Origin of the sequence: Paenibacillus fonticola DSM 21315, from assembly GCF_000381905.1 — a bacterium.
Lineage (GTDB): Bacteria > Bacillota > Bacilli > Paenibacillales > Paenibacillaceae > Fontibacillus > Fontibacillus fonticola.
On sequence record NZ_KB907272.1, the window covers coordinates 55312 to 81208 of the forward strand.

The following is a 25897-nucleotide window of genomic DNA, read 5'->3' on the forward strand; positions in this document are numbered from 1 at the left end:
TTTCATATTACTGCTATAGCGACTTGACCATCCCCCCGTCAACAAGCACTGTCTGTCCTGTCGTGTAGGAATTAGCCGTCGAGGCCAGAAACACTACCATTTTGGCAAGCTCATCCGGCTGGCCATAACGGCCAAGAGGAATATTTTGCTCTGCCTGGGCACGAATTTCCTCCATAGGGGTATTCATTGATTCTGCTTTATGTTTATCCAATTGATAGATGCGATCCGTCGCAATTCTTCCAGGCGCTACCGTGTTAATTAGAATGCCGTGAGGAGCCAGTTCATGAGCCAGCGTCTTGGCCAAACCGGCGATACCTGCACGGTAGGTGTTGGACAGGATAAGACCCTCAATAGGCTGCTTCACGGAAGTTGATGTGATATTCAAGATGCGGCCGTTCTTCGAGCGTTTTAAATAGGGAAGAGAGCAGCGAATAAGCCGGATGACGCTCATCAAATTTTGATGAAAGGCCTGCTCCCATGCATCGTCCCCCATTTCCTCGAACCTTCCGCTTGGCGGGCCGCCAGAATTTGTAACTAGAATATCCAAGCCTCCGAAAGCCTCGAAAGTGGCTAGTACTAAATCCTCAATATCCTGCTTCACGGAAAGATCTGTTACCTTATAGTGAACTTGCGCATCATAATGTCCCCTAAGCTCTTCCGCGGTTGCCTTCAAATCATCCTCCCGACGTGAGCAAAGCATAATATGAGCTCCTTCACTAGCGAAGCATGCTGCGATCGCCTTCCCGATCCCTTTACTAGAGGCAGCTACGAGTACTTTTTTTTCTGTAAGATTCAAATTCATAGGCCAACACTCCTTGAACTATTTTTTAAGCCACGCTGAGGTACAATTTTCCAATTTATTATTCATTATATCCCGTTCTCGCCTGTTAGAAGCTAAGGTAGTGATAGAATATCCCAACAGAATCCATCATTCTGTAGGTTGACATTAATAACCTCTTAATGTAAATTCCGGTAGGATGAAAGAGAAATCCAAACATAATGATATAAAAAGTATATTCAGAGTTCGCAGCATCTTGATCGATGCATTACGCAAAGGAACAAGGAGTGCTAAACCATGGCGTTTGATTATCGGGACGACAAGAGAAGCATCCGATCGAAGGAGCAACTGAAGGAAGCCTTGTTTGAGCTTCTTTATGAGAAAGAGTGGAGACAGATTACGATACAGCACTTGACGAAAAAAGCGAAGCTGAACCGTTCCACCTTTTATCAGCATTATGAGAATAAATACGATTTGCTCGTACAAAATATCGATGATTTATTCCAATCCTTGAAAGAATCTGTGCTGTCTACCAGCATCGATAACAGCAGCGCGGATACGATCAGCTACGCCTACCTGCTGGCTTTCTATCGGCATCTGAAAGAACAGAGCTATTACTTCAAGGTGATTCTGAATAGGGGATACGAGCTGGATATTATGGAACTGTTCTCCGATATTGTCCAAGAGGCGATGGGGCAAGTCGTGGATGTGCAGCAAGCCATTGACGGAGTTCCTGCGGAAATCCACTGGCGCTACAGCATTGCGGCTCATTTCTCAGTTGCAAGCTGGTGGCTGCAGAATGATTTACCGTATTCGCCGGAATTCATGGCCGAAGCTGTACTTAAGCTGACGAAAGAAGGGAAGCATCATGCATTGCTAAAAAACTAAATATCTAACTTGACAGGTAGGAATAATTGGTTTAATCTTATTGCATGCCAGATAGATCGTTATTCATTATCTAATCATTCATTAGTTCAGGTTTAAACTAAATTAAATTACTAGCCGATTGGTCCACCAAAGGCTCCTGTGTTCAATACCGAGTAATTTTCGGTAAAGAACCGGGAGCCTTTTCTGTATTTGGCGACTCGAAAGGGCGTCCGGTATATCTCTAGCGGCATGGTGGATTGGAACGGGAAGGAGCGTTATGGATCATAAAGATTGGGCACGAATGGAGGAAGCGGATTGGCATTTCCGCCGGGTTGTTAGGCGATTTGTGAAGGAGCGAGACAAAATAGCGATCGAAGGCGTATCGCTTCCCGGCATGCTTATCCTGAACGCCATTTTGCGGGATGGGGAACAACGGCTTGGAGATTTGGCGGAACAGCTGGATTTTACGTCCGGCGCCGTCACAGCGATCTGCGACAAGCTGGAAAAGCTGGGCTACGCCATTCGCCGACGCAGCGAGGCGGATCGTAGATCCGTGTCTCTGCATATTACCGAGGAGGGAAGGAGGATGGTCGAAAGCAACTGGGCAGCAGGTACATATATGATCGGTGCCATCTTCGGCGAATTTACGACGGATGAGCTTGAAATTCAAATTTCATTATTCCGGCGCCTGCATGATCGGCTGGAAGGATTCGCCGAAGGAGTTTTGAGCCAGACGAAGTCCTTGGACGATAGCGCCACGGCGGCAGTCACCCCGGCGAAGACCGGCCTGCAGCGAACGAACCGGTTTATTTCCTACTAAAATTTATATGGTGTGTATGAAAGGAGACAGCAATATGGGACATCCAACGATTTATCCGACGGGAACGACGGTATATTTGCCGGAAAAAGCCTGGAGCGGCTATACGATTTATCAGGCTGCCAACAAAGGAGCGCTGCTCATTGATATGAACGGAAGAGAGGTTCATTTATGGAAAGGGCTGCGGGGCTTTCCGAATAAAGTGTTTCCGGGCGGTTACGTCCTAGGCAGCACGTCGGAGCGCGATCCGAGATACGGCTTCCAGGATGAGAAGAACCTGGTCCAGGTGGATTGGGACGGCAAGATCGTCTGGAAATTCGACCGCTACGCCTGGATCGAGGACCCAGGGCACCCGGCGCAATGGATGGCGCGCCAGCATCACGATTATCAGCGGGAAGGCAATCCGGTCGGCTATTATGCGCCGGGGCTGGAACCGAAAATCGACTCCGGCAGCACGATCATCCTGGCGCACAAAAACGTGCACCGCCCCGAAATCTCCGATACCGAGTTGCTCGACGATACGATTATCGAGGTGGACTGGGAGGGGAACGTCATTTGGGAATGGGCAGTCAGCGACCACTTCCATGAGCTGGGCTTCGATGACGATGCCAAGGCGGCTCTGTTCCGCGATCCGAACACCCGGGCATTTGGCACGCATGCCGGGGATTGGATGCATATCAACTCTGTATCGGTGCTGGGACCCAACAAGCACTACGATGCCGGCGATGAGCGCTTCCACCCGGATAATCTGATCTGGGATGCCCGTGAAACGAACATTATCGCGATCATCGACAAGCGATCAAGCCACATTGTCTGGAAGCTCGGCCCAGATTACGCTGCACAAGAAACGGAGCATCTCGGCTGGATCATCGGTCAGCATCATGCCCACCTCATCCCTAAAGGGCTGCCGGGAGAAGGCAATCTCCTCGTGTTCGACAACGGCGGCTGGGGCGGCTATGGCAAGCCGAATCCCGAAGCTCCAGACGGGCTGAAGGTAGCGCGCCGCGACCATTCTCGTATTTTGGAGATTAATCCGGTCACGCTGGAGATCGTATGGCAGTATACACCGACTGAAGCAGGGTTCCAGGCGCCGCTTGATTCGTATCGGTTCTACAGCCCGTATATCAGCTCCGCGCAGCGGCTGCCGAACGGAAATACGCTAATTACCGAAGGGGCGAATGGCCGGATTTTCGAAGTGACACGGGAGCATGAACTGGTATGGGAATACATTTCTCCATATAAAAATACACGCAATTCCAACATGGTTTACCGGGCATACCGGGTGCCTTATGATTGGGTACCCCAGCTAGAGAAGCCAGCCCAAACCGAGATTGCACCGATTGACGTAGCTGACTTTCGTTTGCCCGAGGCTGCACCGAGAGGTGCCGTAACCACGGTTGAAGTCGAAGGCACCGCTTCTTATGGCGAGGGTGCTTTCTGCGTGGCTACGCCGGACGAGGCGGACAGGAAGGAAGGGATCCGCGATGAATAAACGCAGCATTCGGCATTTAAGCCTAATCCTCATAACTATCCTGCTTGCGGGCACGCTGCTCAGTGCCTGCCAAACGGCTTCAGGCTCGGATAAAAGCAGCAAACTTAAGCTCAAAATAGCTGACATCTCCACGAATACCGTGTTTCGTGTCGCGAAAAATAAAGGATTTTTTGAGAAACACGGGATAGACGCCGAGCTGGTGAACTTCGCCACACCGGCCGAAGGGGTCAACTCCCTGTTCATCAAACAGGTTGACATCGCCTTTGGCGCGGATTTTCCGCTATTGAACGCGGTCAGCAAAGGAGATTATTCGATCTTCGCCTCGTCCGGAACGGCGACCGATCTGAGCGCCAGCGAGTGGAAAATGTATGCCCGCAAAGAGATTGCCAGCGCGGCGGATTTGAAAGGCAAGAAGGTGAGCTTCTCGCGTGGCACATTCATCCCTTATTTGTGGGATGTGTATTTGCAGCAACACAGCGTTCAGTTAACCGATGTGACGCTTGTAGGTCAAGGGGGTTTTGATGAAACGTATGTTGCCCTAAAAAAAGGAGAGATCGACGCAGCTTGGGTTTACGGAGCCGTACTCAACGAGAAATTTGCGGCGCTCGAAGAGGCGCATGAGCTGGCGGACATGTCGCAAACCCCAGTACGGCTTGGCACAGGGCTTATCGCTTCCAATGAGCTGATCCAGGAGCACGGGGACAGACTTATAGGGTTTCTGGAAGCACTGAATGATGCTTCAGCCTACGCCCAGGCTCATCCGGACGAGGCGGCAGACATTATGTATGCCGAAGTGAAGCAGCCTAAGGAGGCCACCTTGAAGGATCTTCCGAAGAACCCCTGGCAAATCGGATTCACCCTGCAAGCGTACGAAGGGTTGGCTGGCCAAAAGAAATACATGGTGGAGAACGGCATCATCGAGCTGGATTTTGATTTGAACGATAAATTGAATCTGGAACTGGTGCGCAAAGCATTCCCGGATCGCGTCATTGCATTGGAATAAGAGAGGGGGAGAATTTATGAGTTCAATGAGTTCAATGAGTTCATTGCCGAAACAGAACGAAATTCATATCGAGCGGCTGAACAAGAGCTATGCGCCTCAGGCTGCCGGGGAAATTCATTACATCATTCAGGACGTGAATCTGGTGGTCAAAGGAGGCGAGTTCTTTGTCCTGCTGGGGCCAAGCGGCTGTGGAAAATCGACCCTCCTTAGCTTGATCGCGGGCTTTGTGTCAAAAACCTCCGGCCAGGTCAAGGTGGGGGAGAAGGAAGTGGAACGGCCCGGACAGGATCGGGCGGTCGTCTTCCAGCAGGCGGATTCCTCTTTGTTCCCTTGGCTGACGGTCAGGGAGAATGTGGAGTTCGGCCTGCGGATGAAACGGATTCCCGCTGCCCGCCGCAAGGAAGTATCGGACCGCTTCATTTCGCTCGTTGGGCTCGAGGGGCATGAGAACAAGTTCCCGCGGGAGCTGTCCGGCGGCATGAAGCAGCGGGTTCAGCTGGCGAGAGTACTGTCGAACGATCCGTCTATTCTGTTGATGGATGAACCGTTCGGAGCGCTGGATGCAATGACCCGCCGCACGATGCAGAGGGAGCTAGTGAACATTTGGCGGAATACCGACAAAACCGTGATTTTCGTAACGCATGATATTCAGGAGGCGTTATTGCTCGGCGGGCGCATCGGCATTATGTCAGCCGGGCCCGCCTCCCAAATTACGCATATTTATGATGTGCCGCTCGGCTATCCCCGGGATGTGACCGCAGCGGAATTTCACCATCTTTATAATCAAATTCAATCGCATTTTGACGAATAAATGCAGGAACCGGGGGAAGCAACATGAACAGGAAGCGGAGGGAAAGCAATATGAACGAAAAGTTAAAGAAAGCTTGGCTGCAGCTTTCGTTTTGGATCGTGATACTCGGCCTGTGGCAGTTGCTATCTTTAGTGTACGGCCCGGAAATTGTTCCGGGGCCTTTATACACAGCGAAGGGCGGCTACGAGCTGCTCATGGACGGGACGCTGCTGCAGTATATCGGAATTAGCACATACCGCGTTCTGCTGGGCTGGACGCTGGGCAGCCTGATCGCCGTGCCTGTGGGCATCATCATTGGCAAAGTGAATCCGATCCGGGTATTTGCAGAGCCATTCCTCAATTTTATTCGATTCATTCCGCCCATTGCCTTTATCACCTTATTTCTGGTCTGGTTCGGCATTGGGGAAACGTCGAAGGTCATGCTGATCATGTACGCCACGTTTTTTATCGTCATTCTCAACACACTGACCGGCGTCTTATCCGTTGAGGAGGATAAAATCCGCTCCGCTCGCAGCATGGGTGCTTCGGAGTGGCAGATCGTCCTACATGTCATCATCCCGGCTACAGTTCCCTACATCTTTACGGGCATTCGCCTGGCAATGGGTACGTCGTTTATGGCGATTATCGGCGCCGAAATGATCGCTTCCAATGAGGGAGTAGGGTATTTAATTTGGAATTCGCGGCTGTTCTTCCGCACCGATTGGATTTTTGTCGGGCTCATATGCTTGGGATTCATGGGCTTTCTGACGGATCGTGCAGTTGCATTGCTAGGGCGGAAGCTATTGTCCCGGTACGGGGTGGTCAGCACGAACTCATTAAGACGGTAAATGCAATGCAATTGAATATGGCAACATTAAAAGGCCCCAATGAAAATTCGGAGCCTTTTAGTTATGTTTACATAACTATTATTATGTAACTACCTATCCATCTTTGTATCCTAACAATGGTTCATCATCTGCGAATAGGTCATCATCTCAGCTATGCCTTGATACTGAAATATCAGCTGTTGATTCAGTTTTCTCATGGCGAGCTCGAAGGATTTTTCTACGCTCGCTAAATTTTTCGTGTCCAGGTCATCCAGCAATTGCTTTATGTTTTCTATGAAATATACGGTTTTTCTCAAGCTGCTGATGACGATAATTTTTCTTAATTCACGAGAGGTAAACACCCGGTATCCATTATGAAGGTTTCTTATAGATCGAATTAATCCTTCCTTTTCCCAATGACGGATAGCCGAAGGATTGACTCCAGCAATTTCCGCGACTTCTCCGATCGTCATGGCATCTGTTATTTTATACTTTCGGTATTTCGAAAAATCGGCATGTTTGATCATGGTGAGGACCGATTCCACTCTCTGCTTTTCCACTTGTATGTCATGCAACTGCTGATTGATAGACCAGAGCGCTTCTTCTGCATGGCCTTGCTGCATTTTTCTCATTGAATTGTAAACAACGGGAATCTCATATCCTTTTAGCAGGGTACGAATGGTGATGAAGGCTTGCCGATGAATAGGCGCATAACATCTCCGGTTGCTGGCTGTTCTCGGGACTTCAGGAATCAAACCTTGTTCTTCATACCTTCGCAAAGTGGTCGTACTAACACTCAACTGCTTGGCTATTTGTTTTGGCGTATAAGCGTTATACATATTGAATTTCTCCAATCCTTGAAGTTGAACCTTAAAGTGCTGCAACAATATTAAATAGAAAAAATGCTCGTAAATCAAGCCTTTAGGTGAGATAAACCGAAAGATTGCTTCATTGTTATATGATGGCCTTATAAAGCAAATTGGGAGTGATTGGTTTGATAAAAATAGTCAGACTGGACAATGGCTCGGAAATTGAAGCAGGGCTAGTTGGAGATCCACAGGGCAAAACGATCATGCTGCCTGTAGCCAAGAAGACGGTTACCGGCGAAGCGGCGGAAAATTTGAAATTGTGGGGTGTAGACCCGGAACTGGGACAGCGTTTGGTTCATGGACTTGCAGATCGGTTTCAGGTTCTATATTTCGATTATGAAGGTCATTTGTTCGCGAATCCAAACGCTGAAGGGTTGACGGCAGAACAAATCGTTAAAGATTTACTGTATATCGCTGATGAAATGAAGGTTCAACGCTTTAGCTATTATGGTTATTCCTGGTTAGCGCTTGCAGGGTTGCAGCTGGCTTTGCTGACCGATCGACTGGATAGCTTGGTGATGGGCGGATTTCCACCATACGAGGGCCCGTATAAAGAAATGCGGATTGTAACCCAAAAAACCTATGAGCTAACGCTGCTTGATCACCAGGAACCCGTCTATCCATCTAGTGAATCTTGGAATCCAGATGAAGTGGATTGGGATAACGTCCCCGTGACCATTGATCCTTTGGTTACAAAGCAATTTATGACCTTGTATCAAAGTTTAATCGGATTTGACGACAGAAGCATTCAGGATCGGCTGCCGATTCCGAAACTCGTTTTTGCCGGGGAACAAGATACGATCGTGTATGGTGAAAAATTTGGGAGCGTCAAGGTAGATATTATTGGTTTGCTGGAAAAAAACAAGCAGCAGTTAATCAATATGGGATGGGATATTGAAGTCCTGAAGGGGAGAGACATGGACCATACAAAAGCGATGCAGCCAGCCGCAGTTTTGCCTCTGATCAAACCTTGGTTTATTGCAAAACTACTAGGCGAGAATCAGGGAGTATAAATATTAAAATAAAGACACACTTAATCATTTTTGTGATTAAGTGTGTTTTTATTTAGCAACATCTGGTACTTTATATAATATATCAGAGATATAAGAGGAGGGGATAATGTTGAAAGTAAATCATCTTATGAAATATTTTAGCTATCTTCTATTTATTGCAATTTTTTATTATTGTGGAACTGCGTTGTTGGAAGAACATAGCAGGCAAGCGTTAAAAACCTATAATTATAATTATGTATACATTACCTTTATAACCATCGTATTTTTTGGCGGTATAGGAGCAATACTAGGATTAAGCAATGTAAAAGTTTCGGATAGTAGGAATAGAACATTGAGAATAGATAAATCAAGATTATTAGTAATTGGATTGCCATCTTTCATCATAGCAATGACTCATATATGGGCACAACTGGGACTGTTTGAAGGTTATGCGTATGTGTATATGTACATATTGAGTAATGATTTTATACTTGTTCTTTCTAGTGTTATTCTAGGACATACATTGATATCAAGCCTACGTGTGGATGATGGTGATCTTGAAAATATTCAGAAAGCAGATGTACAGAAAGATACAGAATTCGAAATAACGATAAGATGATCATTGATAAGGACGATGAGAAACAAGGGTAGAAGCAGGGGATAGCCCCGATCCAACCCTTTTCTTCTTATATCCTTACGGCTCACCCCCTACACAAGCTGACCTGCTTATATACCCGGTAACCTGTTCATTATTTACTCAATAAATATTTTCCCAAGAATACGATCTGTATGGAGATGGTGTAACATTTAGAGAAGTGTCCTTTTTCACAAATGTTATATATGCTTCACCTTTCTCTGTGGACGATACCCATTTGTATTCCTCGTGAAGAGTACCTTTACCTGATAATACCCAGGACCACCAAATATTTTGACGACTTCATCATAGGTCATGCCTTCTTTAATAGCAGCAGTACTTTCGGCTGTAACATCTGGGTAGCTTAAAATGGGGAGATCTTTTCCCTTATATATCATCATATTTAAATTATTTGTTTTAATGGGCCCGGATATTATAATTTCATTGAAGCCATCACGGAAAGCTTCTGGGGCTCCAAATAGGTCAACACTAGGCTTTTTAGCAAAAAGATAATCAAGATCGATGGCGTTGAAATGATCAGCATCGAGAGCTAGGAATTTTTCGTAATTGACTGTAGGCTTACCAAAATCCTTCACCTTACGCAATTGTTGATCATAAACATCCTTTTCAAAATCAGATGGGATTAAGTTCACGCCTAGGCTAGAAACATAAATATCTTTGTTTTGGTAATCATAGCGGACATCGATACCAAGCAATTCACCTGCAAATCTTAAGGGGACAACCGTTCTTCCATTAATAATCTGACTAGGTACATCTGATTGAACACGCAGTACATCTTCTTTACTATATTCATATAAATAAGAGCTGGAAGTTTTAGCAGCCGTTTTTTGTCCAATTGGCAAGGTAACAGTGTAGTTCATGTTTTCGATAGAGTAAGCAATAGTAACTACTTTCTTTTGCGGATCCCATTTTACTTCATTACCTAAATATTCAGATATAAAGCGAAGGGGCACAAGAGTGCGGCCGTTTTTTATGATAGGCTTCTGATCCAATACTACTTCTTTAGTGTTTACAAATACTTTAGTAGTATCACTAGCGCTTGCATTATTAGATGTAAAAAATAGAGTTGTCGTAATGAAAGCTATTAAAACAAAATATCTTTTAAACATTGTTCACTTCTCCTATGCCTGAAATGTGAGTATTAATAAATTATATCAAGTTTCAGTTAATTAACGAACTTAAGTAAATTCATAAAAAATGAAATAGTCTTCTTAATGATATTGGGCCGCTCTAATGGTTAGAGCGGCCCAAATGGAAATTGCAATATTGACTACTGCGAACTAAACTCAACTATGGTTTGTGTGTTGCAGAGTTTGTATAAAGATTTGCTCAATATGATTATCGTCTAAGGAATAATATACGGTTTTACCGACCTTACGGCGTTTTACAATCCTCATATTTCGTAAATACCTTAACTGATGAGAAACAGCAGATTGCCCCATCCCTAAGAGTACCGTCAAATCATGAACGCACAGCTCTCTTTTTAATAATGCACTAATTAATTTAACTCGTGTTGGATCACTAAAAGCTTTAAACCAGTCGGCGAATTGAACAGCTGCCTGATCGTCAATCATCTCCGCCTTAATTGTATTTAAATTTGTGTCCGATCCAAGGCAAGTTGTGTCACATTCTTCAGCCGAATTTAGAGACTGTGTCATTAAAATCACCTTTCTGTTAGAATCTTTTCAATTATTATAACAAAAAGAATGGCTTAAACGAAATGATTACAATTAAAAGACTTACGGATAGATTAATAAAACAGTGGTCACCAAAAACATATTTACTTAAAAGTCGCATAGCTGCGACTCTTTTTGTTTAAACGATATATGAACTTGTCCAAAATTAAGGACAAGAACAGGTATGCAACCGTCGTCAACAATTGCCAAAAATTCAAGCCGCACTAAAGAGGGGGGCATGAGTAACAGCCCAGCGAAAAGGGACCCGGGATCAGGTAAATGAATTTACCTGTAACTTCTCAAACTTTGGTTGACATCAGTAAGTTAAGAGGAATATACTACATATGAACAGATGCTCATATGTAGCTTTCAATGATGAGGTGAGATAATATGGAAACTGGTATTTCTGCGGTTAAGCGAAAATTAGTGCTGGAAGGTTTGGATTGCGCAAACTGTGCTATGAAAATCGAGAACGGTGTCCAAAAGATTGACGGGGTTACGGCTTGTTCGGTGAATTTTGCAAATAAAACGTTGACCATGGAGATGGCGCCAGAGCGTTCGGACGACATTCTCGAAAAGACGAAGAAAAAAATTCGTATACTTGAGCCAGGTATAAAAGTATTGGAATACGGAGCGGCGGGATTGCAGGCGAGAAGCCACAAGGGGGGATCCTCCAAACATCATCACGCCCATAACCAAGATCACAACCATAGCCATGATCACGGTGCCGAAACAGTGGACGATGATCACGGTCATTCTCATGACCATGGGGCACAAAGTGTCAAAATTATGGTTGCCCGGCTGATCGCAGGGCTTGCCATCGGCGCAGCCGTGTTCGCGTTTTCCCTGAGCCGGGAACTTGAACTAATCCTGTTTATTGTGTCCTACCTTATCGTTGGCGGAGATATTGTTTTCAAGGCGCTGAAGAACATCGTAAGAGGTCAGGTGTTCGACGAATACTTCCTTATGTCGATCGCGACTGTCGGCGCTTTTGTGATCGGGGAGTATCCCGAAGGCGTAGCGGTTATGCTTTTTTACCAAGTTGGCGAACTGTTCCAAAGCATTGCCGTCAACCGGTCGCGGAAATCGATCGGCGCACTGATGGATATCAGACCGGACTTTGCCAATTTGAAAACGGGCGACGAGATCAAACGCGTGAGTCCGGAGGAGGTGCGGATCGGCGATTTGATTATTGTGCGGCCCGGTGAAAAGATACCTCTTGACGGTAAAGTCATCGAAGGGAATTCAGCAATGGATACCTCGGCGTTGACCGGGGAGTCCGTGCCCCGTGAAGTGTCTGCAGGCGATGATGTGCTGAGCGGATTCATCAACAAAAACGGGGTTCTGACGATCGAAGTCTCGAAGGTATTTGGAGAGTCAACCGTTGCTAAAATTTTGGACCTGGTGGAGAACGCAAGCAGTAAAAAAGCACCGACGGAAAACTTTATTACGAAGTTTGCACGTTACTATACGCCGTTTGTCGTCATTGTCGCTGTATTGCTGGCCGTTGTGCCTCCGCTGCTCTTCAGCGGCGCAACCTTCTCGGATTGGGTGTACCGGGCTTTGGTGTTCCTGGTCATTTCCTGCCCTTGCGCTCTAGTGGTTTCGATCCCGCTTGGCTTCTTTGGCGGCATTGGAGCTTCCTCCCGAAATGGCGTCCTAGTTAAGGGCAGCAACTACCTTGAAGCACTGAATGATGTCAAGTACGTCGTATTTGATAAAACGGGAACGCTGACCAAAGGTGCATTTAAAGTAAACGGCATTTATCCGCAAAATGGATGGACCGAACAAGAGCTGTTGCGCCAGGCCGCTTTTGCCGAAATGCACTCAACTCATCCAATTGCAGAGTCCATCAGGGAAGCTTACGGACAGAAATTGAATGAAGACCTGCTTTCGGGATATAACGAAATATCGGGACATGGCATTCAGGTTGTGTTCGAGGGCAAGGAGGTGCTTGCCGGTAACGCGAAGCTTATGAAGCGGGAAAATGTCGATTTCGCCGCGCCATCCGAGCTGGGCACTATTGTGCATGTTGCGATAAACAAACAATATGCCGGTTATTTGGTTATTGCCGATGAGGTCAAAGAGGACTCGGCACAGGCAATCCGCTCGCTGAAAAATCTCGGCGTGAAGAAGATTGTCATGCTGACGGGCGACATCAAGGCAGTGGGGGATGAAGTCGGCAAAAAGCTGGGTGTGGACGAGGTTCGATCCGAACTGCTGCCGCAGCATAAGGTTGAGGAGCTAGAGAAGATCGATCGTCAAAAATCGAGCAAAGAAAAGATCGTGTTTGTTGGCGACGGCATTAACGATACGCCGGTTTTGGCCCGAGCCGACGTCGGCGTGGCCATGGGCGGTCTCGGGTCCGACGCAGCCATAGAAGCCGCTGATATCGTCATCATGACTGACGAGCCTTCCAAGCTGGCTTCCGCGATTCATATTGCGAAGAGAACCCGGCGCATCGTATGGCAGAACATCCTTTTCGCGCTGCTCGTCAAAGCGGTCTTCCTGCTTCTGGGCGCGTTCGGAATCGCGACGATGTGGGAGGCGGTGTTCTCGGATGTGGGCGTCACTCTGCTCGCTGTATTGAACGCCATGCGCGTATTGAAGATAAAAACTAATTTGGTCTAAGGGATTGATTTGAGGTATGAACAATCGCTGGAATAAGTTGATCTACTGGGCAGGGGCGCCGTTTTACGATGTTTTATTTAATGCGGGGCCATTCGCCCGGGCCAGAAAAAAGGTTTTTGCCGATTTGGAGCTTAAACCGGGGCAGCGCGTGCTGATGGTCGGAGTAGGGACGGGGGCCGATTTACGCTTTTTCTGCGGAAAAAAACTTGAAATCACGGCTGTCGACCTCTCGCCGGCTATGCTGGCCCAGGCGAAATCAAAATCAGGCGAAGACGAGCAAATCCGTTTTCTGGAGATGGATGCGCAGGATCTGCGATTCGCTGACAAATCCTTCGACCTGGTGATTGCGAGCTTGATTTTGTCCGTCGTTCCCGATGAACACAAATGTATGTCGGAGCTAGTTCGCGTGACGAAGGAGCGAGGCAGAATCGTCATTTTCGATAAGTTCAAAGGCGGGGAGAGGAAAATGCCCCTGATGATGCGAATACTGAGGCCGCTCATAGCCGTTATGGGCACCGATATCGGCCGGGATTACCGGGCGATCCTAAAACCACATCTTGAACGCCTGATTATTCGTGAGGACAGCTCTGCCATGTTCGGGGAAATGTACCGCAAAATCGTCCTTGAGCGTAAATGAAGTTACTTAACAGCATGATCAACATTATCCAGGTAAAAGGCCTTCATGGAAATTTTTTGACGGGATCGTTTAAAATTTTGAGAAGAGACCCAATCTTGTCCATTCAAATCACAATCAAACTCATAGGGGTTGAAAAAAACAAGAAACTGTGTATAATTTGAGAGAAATTAAATAAATCAAAAGTTATCTAGGGTTCCGCGATTTTGTGTCGGCTGGTCCGAGAGATAACTCACAACTTATTCGTTGTGCCACGGAGGGATAAAAGCCTGGGAGATAAACTGTTGTAAAACAGTTTGTTCTCCCAGGCTTTTTTATATTTTTGCTGCATTTGATAAATGCTATTGTAGCGTAATTTTAAGGAGGAGGGGTATAGCATGAACAAAACATGGTTGTCTGTCATTATCGCTGCGGTATTTGAGGTGGGATGGGTCATTGGATTGAAACATGCCAGCGGAATTTTAGAATGGGGGGCAACAGTCATTGCCATTATCGTAAGCTTCACCTTGATGATCAGGGCTTCTCGATTCCTGCCTGTTGGCACCGTTTATGCTGTTTTCGTTGGTTTAGGTACAGCAGGTACTGTTTTTGCGGAAATAATTTTATTTAGTGCTCCTGTTCAAATGGAAAAGGTGGTGCTCATTGCAGTGCTGCTATTAGGTGTTATTGGGCTAAAAATGTTAAGCAAAGAAAAGAAAAAGGAGGTAGCTTAACAGATGGATTGGTTTTTTCTTGTTTTAGCAGGGATATTTGAAATGTTTGGCGTCCTGATGATTAATAAGTTGAACAAAGATCGAAATGCGATATCATTGCTCTTATTGATAGCAGGCTTTGGATTAAGCTTTTTGTTCTTGTCTCTGGCAATGAGAACCTTGCCGATGGGAACGGCATATGCTGTCTGGACAGGAATCGGGGCATCTGGAGGAGCGATTCTCGGAATGATTTTTTATGGTGAACCAAGGAATTTCCTGCGTATTTTATTTATAGCCATGGTGCTTGGATCTGCTGTTGGTTTGAAGCTAGTGAGCTAATAGGAAAATGTAGAAGCGGCAATTTTTTGGATTCTTCATTTTTATAAAAGTTGCAAAGGCCATTTTTTTGTTGCAAATGCAATAAAATTGGGTTAAAATTCATTAAAATATTGTTGCATTTGCAACAAATAAAACGTGCTAAGGAGTAGATATGAAAGGAATTCTCCGTGAAATTGGAATGATCGCGAGGGCATTGGATTCGATAAGCAATATTGAATTTATAGAATATGACCTTACAAGAGGGCAGTATTTGTACCTTGTGCGAATATGTGAGAACCCGGGTATCTTTCAAGAAAAGGTGGCCGAGTTAATAAAAGTAGATCGAACAACCGCATCACGCGCCATAAAAAAGCTTGAAAAGAATGGCTTTATTGAAAAGAAAAATGATGAACAAAATAAAAAAATTAAAAAACTCTTTCCAACAGAGAAAGGGAAACAGGTTTATCCTTTTATAAAGCGGGAAAATGATTACTCCAACACCGTTGCATTAAAGGGATTCTCCCAAAGTGAAGTGGAAACCATGTTCAACCTGCTGGAAAGAGTCAGAAAAAATGTAGAGCAAGACTGGGAATATGTAAAAAAGGGTAACAAACGAATTTACTAATGTATGATTTGGAGGACCAATACATTGACTATAACAACAAAAAGATGCACGGTTGAAGATCTAGGCTTGCTTCAAGAAATTAGTATTGAAACCTTTAATTCGACATTTAATAATCAAAATTCTCCTGAAAATATGAAAGCCTACTTGAAAAAAGCATTTAACTTACAACAATTGCAGACCGAACTTTCCAACATCTCTTCGGAATTCTATTTCATTTATTCAAACGAAGAAATTGCCGGCTATTTAAAGGTAAATACGAATAATGCTCAATCCGAAATGATGGGCAATGATTCTCTTGAAATCGAAAGAATTTATATAAAAAACAATTTTCAAAAAAGCGGGCTCGGTAAATACCTGCTCAACAAAGCTATGGAAATTGCCATAGAACATAGCAAAAAGAAAATCTGGTTAGGCGTATGGGAAAAAAATGAAAATGCTATTGCCTTTTATGAGAAAATGGGTTTTGTTAAAACGGGATTGCATTCTTTTTATATGGGTGATGAAAAACAAACAGACTTTATAATGGCCAAAACACTGCCGGCTGTAACCAAACGTTGAGTCAGATTCACATCTCTTTTTCCTGTAACTTTTATGTTAAAACCATCCTTTATTTCAAATTCAGTACATCGATTAACCTATTGACCTTGTTGCCAATAATTACATACCGTATAATCTCATTATGTGACAATGCGTGCACAGTAAGAAAAAGAACAAATTCAAAAAGATGAGGAAATCACCAATGAGAAAATTGCTTGTATGCACGTTAGCTATCATGCTAAGTTTAGCTGCGTTTCCCCCCGCAATCTGCGCTTCTGAAGTTCGAGTATCCGTGGATGGGCGTGACGTACTGTTCCCGGATGAGAACCCATATGTCGATCAGAAATCCAACCTTACGATGGTTCCGCTTGCTTTTGTATCCGACAAGCTCGGAGCTGCTACGAAATGGGACGAAAAACTAAAACAAATCACAATTTCGCTTAACCGTGACACTGTTATTTTGGTGGTTGGCGATCATCATGCACTGGTGAACGGAAAAAGAGTAGACTTTAAAGGGGCGGCAGTGCTCAAAAACGGCCGTACAATGGTTCCGCTGCGTTTTATAAGTGAAGCCCTGCATGCAAATGTGGAGTGGCAGCCCACGCACAAGCGGGTGAGCATTATGAGCTCCGTAGGCAATGTTCCAAAAGGAACATGGATATGGGACACTCACATCATCAAACAGGACCAAGAGAAAATTATAAGCTTCGTGAAAATGAAGGGTGTGACATCCATTTACCTTCAGGTGAATAGAGATATCGATCCAACAATATATGAGGACTTTATTACAAAAGCCAAAAGCGAAGGAATTCTAGTGGAAGCACTTGAAGGGCGTCCCGAATGGGTCTATAAGTCTAAACAGGAGGAGATTCTAAAATTCATCGACTGGGTTAAAGCCTATAATTCCTCTGTTGGCCCGGAGGCAAGCTTTACGGGTCTGCATCTCGATATTGAACCTTATACGCTTAGCGAATGGTCAAAGGGGAATAAAACGATTCTTGAGAGCTGGATGGACAATTTAAGACTGATCGAAAAAGAAACCAAAGACAGCGGCTTGAAAATTGCGATGGATGTTCCGTATTGGCTAAATACGGTTCATGTACCCGGGAAGGATTACAGTATGAGCGCATGGATGCTGGAGAAGTTTGATTGCCTGGTCATCATGAATTATCGGAATCATGCGTTAGGCGATAATGGAATTGTGGAAAATGCACAGACCTTGCTGAGAGAAGCGTCCACGCTCAATAAGAAAATTGTTGTTGCAGTTGAAACGGTTAAAAGCAAAGAGGGTCCGCGGGTCTCATTTTATTCCATGAGCAATGAAGTGATGGAAAAGGAGCTTCAATCCGCCCATAATCAATTAGCGCGCTACGCAAGCTATGCCGGTTTTGCTATTCACGATTTCAAAGGCTGGCAGGAGATAAAATAAGAAGCTGCCAAACTGCCAATACTTTGAAATTTTGAAGTATGCAAGTTCTTGTCCAGAGCTGAGGACAAGAACTTGCAACGTTAGCCGAAATGAACCTATATTCATAACCGATAGATGAAGGGAGTGCCAATCCTGTCCAATGCAAGACCATTTTTGTAATGAGTTACTGTTTGTTAGAAATCACTTTATCAAGGAACTTATCTGCGTCACTATTAAATTTCCAAACTACACCAAACTTATCGGCCAACATTCCGAAGCAGGAAGACCAAGGCATTTCTGATAACGGCATGACAACATAACCACCTACAGACAAATTGGAAAAGTAATTTTCCAGTGTCTGTTTATCATCAATAACGATACTAATCAGTATATTGTTCCCTTTTACCAACTCCCCCGTTACACTCTTCATCGAAGGTAGAATATCCGACATCATGATTTTCCCGCCTGCGAATTCTATTGAAGACTCCATGATCATATTTAATTCATTTTCTGGCAATGGATAGTTTGGATCTTGCGGAAAATCGCTGAATTTTACCTTTTTTACCTCGTATGCATTTAAAGCCTCTGAATAAAATTCTATCGCTTGTTCTGCGATTCCATCAAAATTTAAATATGCAATAGCTGACATAAAGTCATACCTCCTTCTTATGATAAATGAAGTATAATTTATTAGTGGTGACATATGTATGTCACTTTTTATTAATAAAGTGCAAAAAAAAGGAGGGGAAAACATGGAGAAGGCCGAGAGGTTAATATCTATCATCATGATATTGCTGAAAAAAGATGTCGTTACAGCAAAAGAATTCGCACAATTATTTAACGTTTCCAAAAGAACGATTCTTCGTGATATGGAAACATTGAGTTTATCAAACATCCCGATCTATTCTATCCATGGAATTAATGGTGGCTATGGCATTATGGATGAATACAAGGTTGATAAGCGGCTTTTAAGCAGCTCCGACTTGGAGAATATATTGACTGCGCTCGGCGGATTGGAACAAATTCTAATTAGTGAAGAAGTTGAAGTGACTATTAAAAAAATAGAAGCCATGGTTAGCCCAATGTCTCCGAGAGGTCCAATCCAACTGTCGTTTTATGATTGGGAGGGTAGGTCTGAGATTATTCAAACCTTGAAGATATGCCAAGAATCGATATTAAAGAGAAGGTTAGTTTCATTTGATTATATTGATAAAAATGGCATCACGACGAATCGAATTGTCGAGCCATATCAGCTTCATTTTAGCGAAACGAGTTGGTATTTGCAGGGATTCTGTTTACATCGTCAGAGATATAGAACATTTAAATTATCCAGGATCGATCATCTTCGTATGGAAGAAAACACATTTAACCCTAGAGACTATGCATTGGAACAAAAAGATGAAGCAAATTATCAACCGCAATTAGTTGCTATTAAGGCGTTGATTTTGCCCAGCATAAAAGATCAATTCATTGAAAGGTATGGCCGAAAGAGTATTGAAAACTATAGTTCTGACTATTTCTTAGCCACCATCCATGTTCCTCAAAACAATGTTGGATTTCAATTTTTAGCAAGCTACGGTACAAATCTAAAAATCATAGAACCCAAAACATACGTTGAAGAATTTCGTAATTATTTAATTAAGATGGTGGAGATATATTCTTAACTGGTAAGCGTATTCGTAGCGGGTTGTTACAGTTAAATGAGGCAAAACCGGGCATCCTATTTTTAGGGTATGGTTTTGCTTTTTATTTTTTTGGAGCTCATCAACTCCTGGAAAAGGTCAAGCTTGTGTCTTGTTAAAGATGATAGAAGACAAGAACGTATGAAGTTGCAGGAGTCCTTGTACATGGGTTCTGGAATATTCCCCCAAAAGGGTATTTGTATTATTAATGCTCCAATGGAAAACCTAAGATTGTTGACCTAATTCCATCAGGTGAAAGGAGTATCTAAATTGAATATGAATCACATTGCCAGTGATACAGGTTTTATTCCAGATCCATGGTTACCTTTAACAGAGTGGTTTGTCCCTTTTATAATTGATTACCGTCAACAAGCTCGTGAGGAGTTGTTAAATCATAGAAGTATTGGTATGAGAGGCTTTCGAGATAACTATGGTTACATCATTGATTATGATAATAGTTTACCGACAACACTTGGAGAAGCTACATTACATACGGCGATTGCTGTAGTTGGTATTGCAACAGGTAACTATAGCGAAGACGACTGGGAAAAAACCTTTGCAAACGAAAAACTTAAAGAACTGTTAAATACTTTGCTAATCCTTAGTTGGGGAAATAAAGATATGGAGGGTCAAGTCCATCCCATTCGCCACCCGAGTTACAATGAATATGATGCACATAACAGCCGAATCCGTAACAGTCCCTTAAGTAAAGATAGCTTCGGGGCTATTGTAGCCGCTGCCTATTACTCGTACACATGTCCAAACAGTGACGTGAATGTTTGCTCACTAGCGCAGCGTTTAATAAGTAAATGGGCGGATTATTTATTAAAACATCAATGGAAAACCCATTCCAATTATATATCCGGTGAATTTGTAAGTGAGGAGATAGATGGTAAACAGTATTATAAAAATATTTTCAGTGAGACTGGTGGCCGGGTCATGTTTAAAGGCCCAGAAGCTTTTATATTGCTTCCACATGAACGTTATGCTTTGCGTAATGTTGCATCATTAATGGGGATTCCAACTATTCATTGGGATCTTTGGTCGATCAGTATGAGTGAGGAACTCAAACAGGCTGTCATTGATAATATACCCTATGTTGCTGATATCGCTTCCAGATCTTTTGATCAGATGTTGAACACACTGGTTTACGAGATGCCCTACAGTGTACAACTAGGACCAGCAGATTTGGAAACTAGGGAAAGTGGAAGGGGTTTTCCGTGTAGGAGTACTACCCGAAGAGCGGGATTTAGTTTTGCAATTGTTTAGAGGAGAAGTAATAAATTTGATGCGTAAGACCATTCAACTTGATCAGTATAATGGACCGAAAGCAATAGAGTTTCTTAGAAATCTTATTACCAATACTGCTTTCTCCTATGATGTTTTGCCAAAAAGTAAATGGCAATCCATCTTAACTCTTGCGTTTCAACGTGTAGTTCCTTGGATGGACGGCTCTATTTGGATCGAACTACTGACATTGTTAGGAACCCAACAGTTACTTAAGGTTATGGGACCTGATGTTGTTAGTTATTCGATTTGGCCATTTGCCATCATACATGAGACCAGACCAGAGTTTAAAGCGTTATTAGCCCCGATTACCAGAGATTTCTTTAGTTTCATAAGGAATGACGAAAATCCTAACGGGCTATGGGCTTGGTTATCTGAGGATTTGGTAACTGTACAAGAACAACTTACTACCTTTGAATCCAAGCCGCCTGATTACTGGTGGAAATTTGCTTACGGATCGAAAAAATATAACGACTGGTTGGATGAGCCGAATCATACAACCGCAAATGGAAAAGAATCACCTCGCTTGGATTATATCGCTCTCGATGGTTTGGCAGAAAAAGGGACTCCAAGGGGATTAGGAGCATCTACAAACGATTGGGTTCAAATTTTTTTTGATGCGTCCATAGAGGGGCTAAATCACTTCATTGCAAAAATAAAAGAAGAGTTCGAAAAGTTTGGAATTTATGTAAGAACAGAAATTTTAAAAACAGGTGAAGTTTTTCAAGAAATATGGAGAAACACTAAGGAGTTTTCTATAAAAAAGTGGACCGAGGGATTAGGGAGAATCACTTATTTAAAAACTTGGAATCAAATCGGTGAATTGAAGCTTTTTTGGAGGGAACAATTAGTTTAGGGGTTAGAAGAGTAGGTAAGTATAATTAATGGAACTGCCTTATATTTAAATCGTAATTGATTGTATAGAACATTTTGTTAGGGGGAACTGTCTTATGAAAAAGAAACGACGAACTAATAAGAAACTGAATCGTAAACATGTTAAATCAATTGATACCTCTGATCCACGAATTAATTCGAAAGTAGCAAGAACATTGCTAGAGTATCATGAATCGCCTATATTTCTATTTACTAACAAAGTAATAGATTTTGTCGGAAAGTGGGATAGATTATTGGGTTTCAAAGTAATTAGAATATTACTGGTAACTATCCCAGCTATGATTATTCTTTTAAATTATGTATTAGATAAAGTATTGGGGTTATTCGGAGTATCTGACCCTCTGCTGAATTCCTTTCCTGGACTATATAACGTACTATCCATTTATTCAAAAATCTACATATGGTTGTTTTCACATGGTTTAACTTTCATTCTTATGTCTATTGTTTTACCACTATCTGTCCCTTCAGCTATCCATACCTATCGAAAACATTACGATTTACTAAGTAATAAAGTTCATCTGAAATACCTTGGTCTTATTCTTGTCGACTTGATTACTATGTATAGTTCTATAAAATATCTGCTTCCATCTCTTATAGTCCCATTGAGAGTCATAACGATTTTACTAGCCATTACCACCATAATAAACATCATATTATTTAGGCCTTATCAGAAAGCACACGGTCCTTTTAATCCTCAGAAGTTATTAAAAAAAGCTCGTAGAAAAAAAGCTAAGTCAGAACGCGTCTTAAAAACGAAAAAAAGTGTCACCAGTCATTCGGGATAGTAGAGGTTGCACTTCTTGCCTCAAAGTATAGTAGGGGAGAGAACAGCCAGATACAGGCGACATCAACGATCTCTCATCTGTATTGGAGATCGCGCGGAATGCTCCGGTCAGGCCCTGTACGTTATGAGCAGCTCAAACGAGGGGAGGGAATTGCTGAATGAAAAAGAAAATCATATGTTTTTTTATTCTGCGCCTTTGTAGGAACATTTAAAGGTTTATGAATAAAGCCAAAAGGTTACTAAAATCTACAACATGGATAATAGGGGTGGGTTCTAATTAACAATAAAAATATTAGCTTACATTGTATATATATTACTACTTGTATTACTACTTGTTTTATTAGCAACAGGAACTTTCTTAATATTTCGAAACTCCTCATTTAGCGGCCAAATTATTTTTGACAAGTATGAGGACACATAAATCCACACATGGGCTCTATACATGTTCACAAAACCCGTATTTTGTACATATGTCTATAAATCGATTTAATGCCTAGTAACTACTTCATTTAGTAGTGTCATACACCATATAGCTCGATTTTCGTCTGTTTTTTTATAAGATCCCCTTCCTTGCAGTAAAAAAGCAATTCGGATTAAATCCGAATTGCTTTTTCTTTGAATACTGTGCTCCGGTACCGCCAACGGAAAGGCCAAGCGATGTCAAACCCTTTTCGATTGCCGGATTTATCATTCATCCTGGATTCCCGGCAACTCATAACGTTGTTACAAATGGCAATCCTAAAACATCAGCTATTGTTCCGCGTTCTGGAAATATTTATCAATCACTCCTTTAATCCTTCTAACTCCAGCAGAAGAAGATTGTTCTTTTTTAATACTGAACTTTCCTAAGTTTGTTGTATCTTTTACATGAGGACCTCCACATACTTCTCTACTCCAAACTTTCCCTTCGTTATCTTTGATTGTATACACCTTAACGATATCCGGATATTTATCCCAAAAATTCCCTACAACATTACTTGCTTTCGCTTCAGTTTTAGGCATTTCTGAAATATATGTAATTGCTTTTGACGAAATCGCATCATTAACATACTTCTCCACCTCAGCTATTTGCTCTGGCGTAAGTTTTTCATCATGGTTGAAGTCAAACCTTAATCGTTCTGAAGTAATATTACTTCCTTGTTGATGAACATGATCACCTAAAACTTCCCTTAAACCAGCAAGTAATAAATGAGATACAGTGTGTAGCGCTGTTGTTTCCGTTGAATGTTCAGCTAATCCACCTTTAAATTTACCCGCAGAAGCAGTTCTGCTCTTTTCAGCATGTTTCTTTGCCGCCTCTACATAAGACGCCTTGTCCTCCATGCTATATCCACTTTCAGTTAGGAACTCTTCCGTTAATTCCAAGGGAAACCCATATGTTTCGTAAAAATAAAAGGCGTCTGCACCTGTAACTTTACCTTTATTCTTAAGATGTTTTTGTATTTCAATTTCTCCTTGCTGTAAAGTTCTATAGAAAAGATTTTCTTCCTTATTTACTATTTCGATAACTTTCTTTTTATTACTGATCAAATCTTCATAAGCTGTTGCTTCATCTATATAAACTTCAGACAACTCACCCACAAAACTTCCTTGTATACCTATTTTTTTACCTGCACGAATCGCCCTTCTTAATAACCTTCTTGTTTATACCCTGCATCACTATTAGCTGGCTCCGCACCATCATTAATTAGAAAAGTAGCGGCTCTCACATGATCAAGTATGATTCTAAACGACTTTAAATCGTCAGTATATTGTTTACCACTTAACTCCATCAATTTTTTCTTGGGATTCAGGAAGAAAGCCGTATTATAAATGTCCTTTTCACCATTAAGGGCTGTTGCAATCCTTTCTAATCCGCCTCCATAATCAATATTGGGATTTTGCATTTTTACAAATCTTGTGTCTTCTTTTTTGTAACACATAAATACGTTGTTCCCAATTTCTAAAAATCTTTCGCTTACAGAAGCAGGATGATCCAGTGAATCACCGCCTGGTTCAAGATCATAGAACATTTCACTATCAGGCCCACCTGGTTCACCAACAGGCATATCTAATGGACTTCCGGCTCTACACCACCAATTTTCTTTTTCATCGTATAAGAATATTTTCCCACCTCTAGATGTCCCATATTTATATGGATCATCCTCAATAATAGGTTCTATACCAACTGATTTGAATTTTTCTGACCAGATTTGAATGGCTTCCGTATCTTTCTGTATATTCAAATCATCACTTCCTATAAAAGCACTGATATACAGCCTGCCAGGATCAATTCCTAATTCGATAATATGCCAATTCCAAATGGCATCGATTTGCTTTTTCTTATAGTTATTTTCATTTGCTTTAAACTCCCATCGACCTATCATTTCAAAAAATGTCAGATGCGACGTATCTCCTACTTCATCAATATCCACTGTCCTTAAACACTTCTGAATATTAGCAATCTCATTACCTATCGGATGCTTTTCCCCCAATAAATATGGAACCATAGGTTGCATTCCACTTCCTGTAAACAACGTTGAGGGATCATTTTCTGGTAACAAGCTAGAAGAGGGCACTTGGCTAGCCCCTATTCCTTTCATAAAATCAATATATGATTTTCTTAACTCATCTGGTGTCATTTTCACCATGCTCAGTACCTCCATTTCAATTATTATATATTTTCGGAAAATTATTTTGTAAATATTCAAACGAGAAGAAATAAAACAAAAAAGCCCTGAGCTGACATATTTCTTGTCAACTTAGGGCGAACTATTATGTCCGTGTTACCACCTAATTTCAGATTTCTCTGCACTCTATCAATACGGGATATCTCCGATATTGTTTCCTGAATAACGGTGGAACTCCGTTGAAGCCTACTAAGATCCCTCTGTTCGGTTCACAGCTCCGAGACTGCTTCACTATTAGATCAATGAAGATTCGCACCAACCATCTTCTCTCTGTGAGATCCCTAATAGCTACTATTTCTCATCATAGCCTTTTCGTATTAAATTAAACCAATGCTATCATACTCAACTTGCTCCGTCAATTTAATTTCACTATTTTTTATAAGGTATAAGTCTGTCGATTCTACCATTAATGATAAAGGAAAAATAACGCGTTGGATCGATTATTGGGATGGAAGATCTTGGACCCAGGATTTCTTAAAAAAACGAAGACTCCGGCAGCTAAATATCCGAAAGATCTGGCCGAGGTATATCCTTCTGCCCAAAATTTTCGATTCCCATATTTATACTTTAGTTGTGCATGCTTTTCAAAGATCATTAGCGAACTTTTCCCCTTCAGATATCCCATGAACGATGATACCGATATCTTTGGCGGAATGGCTACCAGCATGTGCACATGATCTGGCATCATATGACCTTCTAAAATCTCCACTCCCTTGTACTTACATAGACGTTTGAAAATTTCAATCAAGTCTTTCCTCACTTGATTATAGATCTCTTTCCGTCTATACTTCGGGGTGAAGACAATGTGGTATTTGCACATCCACTTCGTGTGAGCTAGACTATAGTTCTTGTTTGCCATCTAAGACCATTCCTTTCATTGAGCCTGAACATCTCAATTTTATCGGAATGGTCTTGGTGGTCAAACCCTCGATCCCTCCACCCGCATAGCGGGTGGTTTTTTGTTTCGCGC

The 25897-nt window shown here is 42.6% G+C and carries 26 protein-coding genes, 1 pseudogene, 1 riboswitch and 1 other annotated feature; of the genes and pseudogenes, 19 read left to right on the top strand and 8 right to left on the bottom strand.

Going from position 1 to position 25897, the window contains the following annotated elements:
- Positions 1-13: 13 nt before the first annotated feature.
- On the bottom strand, positions 14-802 hold the full coding sequence (locus G358_RS0123305) for an SDR family oxidoreductase (RefSeq protein WP_019639669.1): 789 nt from the start codon (positions 800-802) through the stop codon (positions 14-16).
- Between the two features lie 273 nt (positions 803-1075).
- Here G358_RS0123305 and G358_RS32605 point away from each other — a divergent pair, with 273 nt between their 5' ends.
- The 6 genes from G358_RS32605 (at position 1076) to G358_RS0123335 (ending at position 6595) form a co-directional block, all read left to right on the top strand.
- Positions 1076-1666, top strand: a complete 591-nt coding sequence (locus G358_RS32605; protein ID WP_019639670.1) for a TetR/AcrR family transcriptional regulator — start codon at positions 1076-1078, stop codon at positions 1664-1666.
- A 256-nt stretch (positions 1667-1922) separates the two neighbouring features.
- Positions 1923-2465 carry a MarR family winged helix-turn-helix transcriptional regulator gene (locus G358_RS0123315; RefSeq protein ID WP_019639671.1) on the top strand — a complete coding sequence of 181 codons (543 nt, stop codon included), beginning with the start codon at positions 1923-1925 and terminating at the stop codon, positions 2463-2465.
- Positions 2466-2499: 34 nt separating this feature from the next.
- The gene (locus G358_RS0123320; RefSeq protein WP_019639672.1) at positions 2500-3954 is read left to right on the top strand and encodes an aryl-sulfate sulfotransferase; all 1455 of its coding nucleotides are present in this window, start codon (positions 2500-2502) and stop codon (positions 3952-3954) included.
- A complete protein-coding gene (locus tag G358_RS0123325) occupies positions 3947-4957 on the top strand; it encodes an ABC transporter substrate-binding protein (RefSeq protein WP_019639673.1) in 1011 nt (336 codons plus the stop codon). Before G358_RS0123320 ends, G358_RS0123325 begins: the two co-directional genes overlap by 8 nt.
- A 25-nt stretch (positions 4958-4982) precedes the next feature.
- Positions 4983-5768, top strand: a complete 786-nt coding sequence (locus tag G358_RS0123330; protein ID WP_033404360.1) for an ABC transporter ATP-binding protein — start codon at positions 4983-4985, stop codon at positions 5766-5768.
- 50 nt (positions 5769-5818) lie between these two features.
- A complete protein-coding gene (locus G358_RS0123335; RefSeq protein ID WP_019639675.1) occupies positions 5819-6595 on the top strand; it encodes an ABC transporter permease in 777 nt (258 codons plus the stop codon).
- Between the two features lie 110 nt (positions 6596-6705).
- On the opposite strand, the gene G358_RS0123340 is transcribed toward G358_RS0123335, so the two are convergent.
- Positions 6706-7413 carry a MerR family DNA-binding transcriptional regulator gene (locus G358_RS0123340; RefSeq protein WP_019639676.1) on the bottom strand — a complete coding sequence of 236 codons (708 nt, stop codon included), beginning with the start codon at positions 7411-7413 and terminating at the stop codon, positions 6706-6708.
- Positions 7414-7568: 155 nt separating this feature from the next.
- Between G358_RS0123340 and G358_RS0123345 the strand changes: the two genes are divergently transcribed.
- Both G358_RS0123345 and G358_RS0123350 read left to right on the top strand, forming a co-directional pair.
- A complete protein-coding gene (locus G358_RS0123345; RefSeq protein WP_019639677.1) occupies positions 7569-8456 on the top strand; it encodes an alpha/beta fold hydrolase in 888 nt (295 codons plus the stop codon).
- Positions 8457-8562: 106 nt separating this feature from the next.
- The gene (locus G358_RS0123350) at positions 8563-9054 is read left to right on the top strand and encodes a hypothetical protein (RefSeq protein WP_019639678.1); all 492 of its coding nucleotides are present in this window, start codon (positions 8563-8565) and stop codon (positions 9052-9054) included.
- Between the two features lie 215 nt (positions 9055-9269).
- Here the strand turns inward: G358_RS0123350 and G358_RS31890 are convergent, their stop codons facing one another.
- Positions 9270-10199, bottom strand: a complete 930-nt coding sequence (locus tag G358_RS31890) for a copper amine oxidase N-terminal domain-containing protein (protein ID WP_019639679.1) — start codon at positions 10197-10199, stop codon at positions 9270-9272.
- A 177-nt stretch (positions 10200-10376) separates the two neighbouring features.
- Entirely contained in the window at positions 10377-10748 is a 372-nt protein-coding gene (locus G358_RS0123360) for an ArsR/SmtB family transcription factor (protein ID WP_019639680.1), read from the bottom strand.
- A 408-nt stretch (positions 10749-11156) separates the two neighbouring features.
- On the opposite strand from G358_RS0123360, the gene G358_RS0123365 reads away from it, so the two are divergent.
- From G358_RS0123365 to G358_RS0123395, 7 genes are all read left to right on the top strand, one after another.
- Positions 11157-13397 (top strand): heavy metal translocating P-type ATPase, encoded by a 2241-nt coding sequence (locus tag G358_RS0123365; RefSeq protein ID WP_019639681.1) that lies wholly within the window; start codon positions 11157-11159, stop codon positions 13395-13397.
- Between the two features lie 16 nt (positions 13398-13413).
- Positions 13414-14034 carry a class I SAM-dependent methyltransferase gene (locus G358_RS0123370; protein ID WP_019639682.1) on the top strand — a complete coding sequence of 207 codons (621 nt, stop codon included), beginning with the start codon at positions 13414-13416 and terminating at the stop codon, positions 14032-14034.
- Positions 14035-14210: 176 nt separating this feature from the next.
- A riboswitch (guanidine-I (ykkC/yxkD leader) is annotated at positions 14211-14309 on the top strand.
- Positions 14310-14408: 99 nt separating this feature from the next.
- Positions 14409-14744, top strand: coding sequence for a DMT family transporter (locus G358_RS0123375; protein WP_019639683.1), 336 nt, complete (start codon positions 14409-14411; stop codon positions 14742-14744).
- Between the two features lie 3 nt (positions 14745-14747).
- Positions 14748-15062: a DMT family transporter gene (locus tag G358_RS0123380; protein ID WP_019639684.1), complete on the top strand. Its 315-nt coding sequence runs from the start codon at positions 14748-14750 to the stop codon at positions 15060-15062.
- Positions 15063-15213: 151 nt separating this feature from the next.
- On the top strand, positions 15214-15666 hold the full coding sequence (locus G358_RS0123385; RefSeq protein WP_019639685.1) for a MarR family winged helix-turn-helix transcriptional regulator: 453 nt from the start codon (positions 15214-15216) through the stop codon (positions 15664-15666).
- Positions 15667-15690: 24 nt separating this feature from the next.
- On the top strand, positions 15691-16224 hold the full coding sequence (paiA, locus tag G358_RS0123390; protein ID WP_019639686.1) for a spermidine/spermine N(1)-acetyltransferase: 534 nt from the start codon (positions 15691-15693) through the stop codon (positions 16222-16224).
- A 181-nt stretch (positions 16225-16405) separates the two neighbouring features.
- Positions 16406-17632, top strand: a complete 1227-nt coding sequence (locus G358_RS0123395) for a copper amine oxidase N-terminal domain-containing protein (protein WP_019639687.1) — start codon at positions 16406-16408, stop codon at positions 17630-17632.
- 163 nt (positions 17633-17795) lie between these two features.
- Here G358_RS0123395 and G358_RS0123400 read toward each other — a convergent pair whose 3' ends face one another.
- A complete protein-coding gene (locus G358_RS0123400) occupies positions 17796-18260 on the bottom strand; it encodes a VOC family protein (RefSeq protein ID WP_019639688.1) in 465 nt (154 codons plus the stop codon).
- Positions 18261-18363: 103 nt separating this feature from the next.
- Here G358_RS0123400 and G358_RS0123405 point away from each other — a divergent pair, with 103 nt between their 5' ends.
- The 4 genes from G358_RS0123405 (at position 18364) to G358_RS0123420 (ending at position 22259) form a co-directional block, all read left to right on the top strand.
- Positions 18364-19275, top strand: coding sequence for a helix-turn-helix transcriptional regulator (locus G358_RS0123405; protein ID WP_019639689.1), 912 nt, complete (start codon positions 18364-18366; stop codon positions 19273-19275).
- A gap of 288 nt (positions 19276-19563) precedes the next feature.
- Positions 19564-20562 (top strand): hypothetical protein, encoded by a 999-nt coding sequence (locus G358_RS0123410; protein ID WP_019639690.1) that lies wholly within the window; start codon positions 19564-19566, stop codon positions 20560-20562.
- A 16-nt stretch (positions 20563-20578) separates the two neighbouring features.
- Positions 20579-21436, top strand: coding sequence for a hypothetical protein (locus G358_RS0123415; RefSeq protein WP_157274465.1), 858 nt, complete (start codon positions 20579-20581; stop codon positions 21434-21436).
- 94 nt (positions 21437-21530) lie between these two features.
- Positions 21531-22259 (top strand): hypothetical protein, encoded by a 729-nt coding sequence (locus tag G358_RS0123420; protein WP_019639692.1) that lies wholly within the window; start codon positions 21531-21533, stop codon positions 22257-22259.
- A 749-nt stretch (positions 22260-23008) separates the two neighbouring features.
- Here the strand turns inward: G358_RS0123420 and G358_RS34310 are convergent.
- The 3 genes and pseudogenes from G358_RS34310 to tnpA all read right to left on the bottom strand — a co-directional run.
- Positions 23009-23839, bottom strand: coding sequence for an alanine--tRNA ligase-related protein (locus G358_RS34310; RefSeq protein ID WP_019639693.1), 831 nt, complete (start codon positions 23837-23839; stop codon positions 23009-23011).
- A 47-nt stretch (positions 23840-23886) separates the two neighbouring features.
- Entirely contained in the window at positions 23887-24888 is a 1002-nt protein-coding gene (locus tag G358_RS31900; RefSeq protein ID WP_019639694.1) for an alanine--tRNA ligase-related protein, read from the bottom strand.
- A 109-nt stretch (positions 24889-24997) separates the two neighbouring features.
- Positions 24998-25241, bottom strand: a binding site (T-box leader).
- A gap of 212 nt (positions 25242-25453) precedes the next feature.
- Positions 25454-25786 (bottom strand): annotated as a pseudogene (gene tnpA / locus G358_RS30740) (IS200/IS605 family transposase); the annotation flags it as partial.
- Positions 25787-25897: the final 111 nt, after the last annotated feature.

Coding starts and splice junctions, on each gene's coding strand:
- G358_RS0123400 (WP_019639688.1), bottom strand. CDS start 18,260: ATGTCAGCTATTGCATATTTAAATTTTGATGGAATCGCAGAACAAGCG.
- G358_RS0123370 (WP_019639682.1), top strand. CDS start 13,414: ATGAACAATCGCTGGAATAAGTTGATCTACTGGGCAGGGGCGCCGTTT.
- G358_RS31890 (WP_019639679.1), bottom strand. CDS start 10,199: ATGTTTAAAAGATATTTTGTTTTAATAGCTTTCATTACGACAACTCTA.
- G358_RS0123320 (WP_019639672.1), top strand. CDS start 2,500: ATGGGACATCCAACGATTTATCCGACGGGAACGACGGTATATTTGCCG.
- G358_RS0123340 (WP_019639676.1), bottom strand. CDS start 7,413: ATGTATAACGCTTATACGCCAAAACAAATAGCCAAGCAGTTGAGTGTT.
- G358_RS0123405 (WP_019639689.1), top strand. CDS start 18,364: ATGGAGAAGGCCGAGAGGTTAATATCTATCATCATGATATTGCTGAAA.
- G358_RS0123305 (WP_019639669.1), bottom strand. CDS start 802: ATGAATTTGAATCTTACAGAAAAAAAAGTACTCGTAGCTGCCTCTAGT.
- G358_RS31900 (WP_019639694.1), bottom strand. CDS start 24,888: ATGGTGAAAATGACACCAGATGAGTTAAGAAAATCATATATTGATTTT.
- G358_RS32605 (WP_019639670.1), top strand. CDS start 1,076: ATGGCGTTTGATTATCGGGACGACAAGAGAAGCATCCGATCGAAGGAG.
- G358_RS0123335 (WP_019639675.1), top strand. CDS start 5,819: ATGAACGAAAAGTTAAAGAAAGCTTGGCTGCAGCTTTCGTTTTGGATC.
- G358_RS0123360 (WP_019639680.1), bottom strand. CDS start 10,748: ATGACACAGTCTCTAAATTCGGCTGAAGAATGTGACACAACTTGCCTT.
- G358_RS0123375 (WP_019639683.1), top strand. CDS start 14,409: ATGAACAAAACATGGTTGTCTGTCATTATCGCTGCGGTATTTGAGGTG.
- G358_RS0123365 (WP_019639681.1), top strand. CDS start 11,157: ATGGAAACTGGTATTTCTGCGGTTAAGCGAAAATTAGTGCTGGAAGGT.
- G358_RS0123325 (WP_019639673.1), top strand. CDS start 3,947: ATGAATAAACGCAGCATTCGGCATTTAAGCCTAATCCTCATAACTATC.
- G358_RS0123395 (WP_019639687.1), top strand. CDS start 16,406: ATGAGAAAATTGCTTGTATGCACGTTAGCTATCATGCTAAGTTTAGCT.
- G358_RS0123330 (WP_033404360.1), top strand. CDS start 4,983: ATGAGTTCAATGAGTTCATTGCCGAAACAGAACGAAATTCATATCGAG.
- G358_RS0123315 (WP_019639671.1), top strand. CDS start 1,923: ATGGATCATAAAGATTGGGCACGAATGGAGGAAGCGGATTGGCATTTC.
- G358_RS0123385 (WP_019639685.1), top strand. CDS start 15,214: ATGAAAGGAATTCTCCGTGAAATTGGAATGATCGCGAGGGCATTGGAT.
- G358_RS0123380 (WP_019639684.1), top strand. CDS start 14,748: ATGGATTGGTTTTTTCTTGTTTTAGCAGGGATATTTGAAATGTTTGGC.
- G358_RS0123350 (WP_019639678.1), top strand. CDS start 8,563: ATGTTGAAAGTAAATCATCTTATGAAATATTTTAGCTATCTTCTATTT.
- G358_RS0123420 (WP_019639692.1), top strand. CDS start 21,531: ATGAAAAAGAAACGACGAACTAATAAGAAACTGAATCGTAAACATGTT.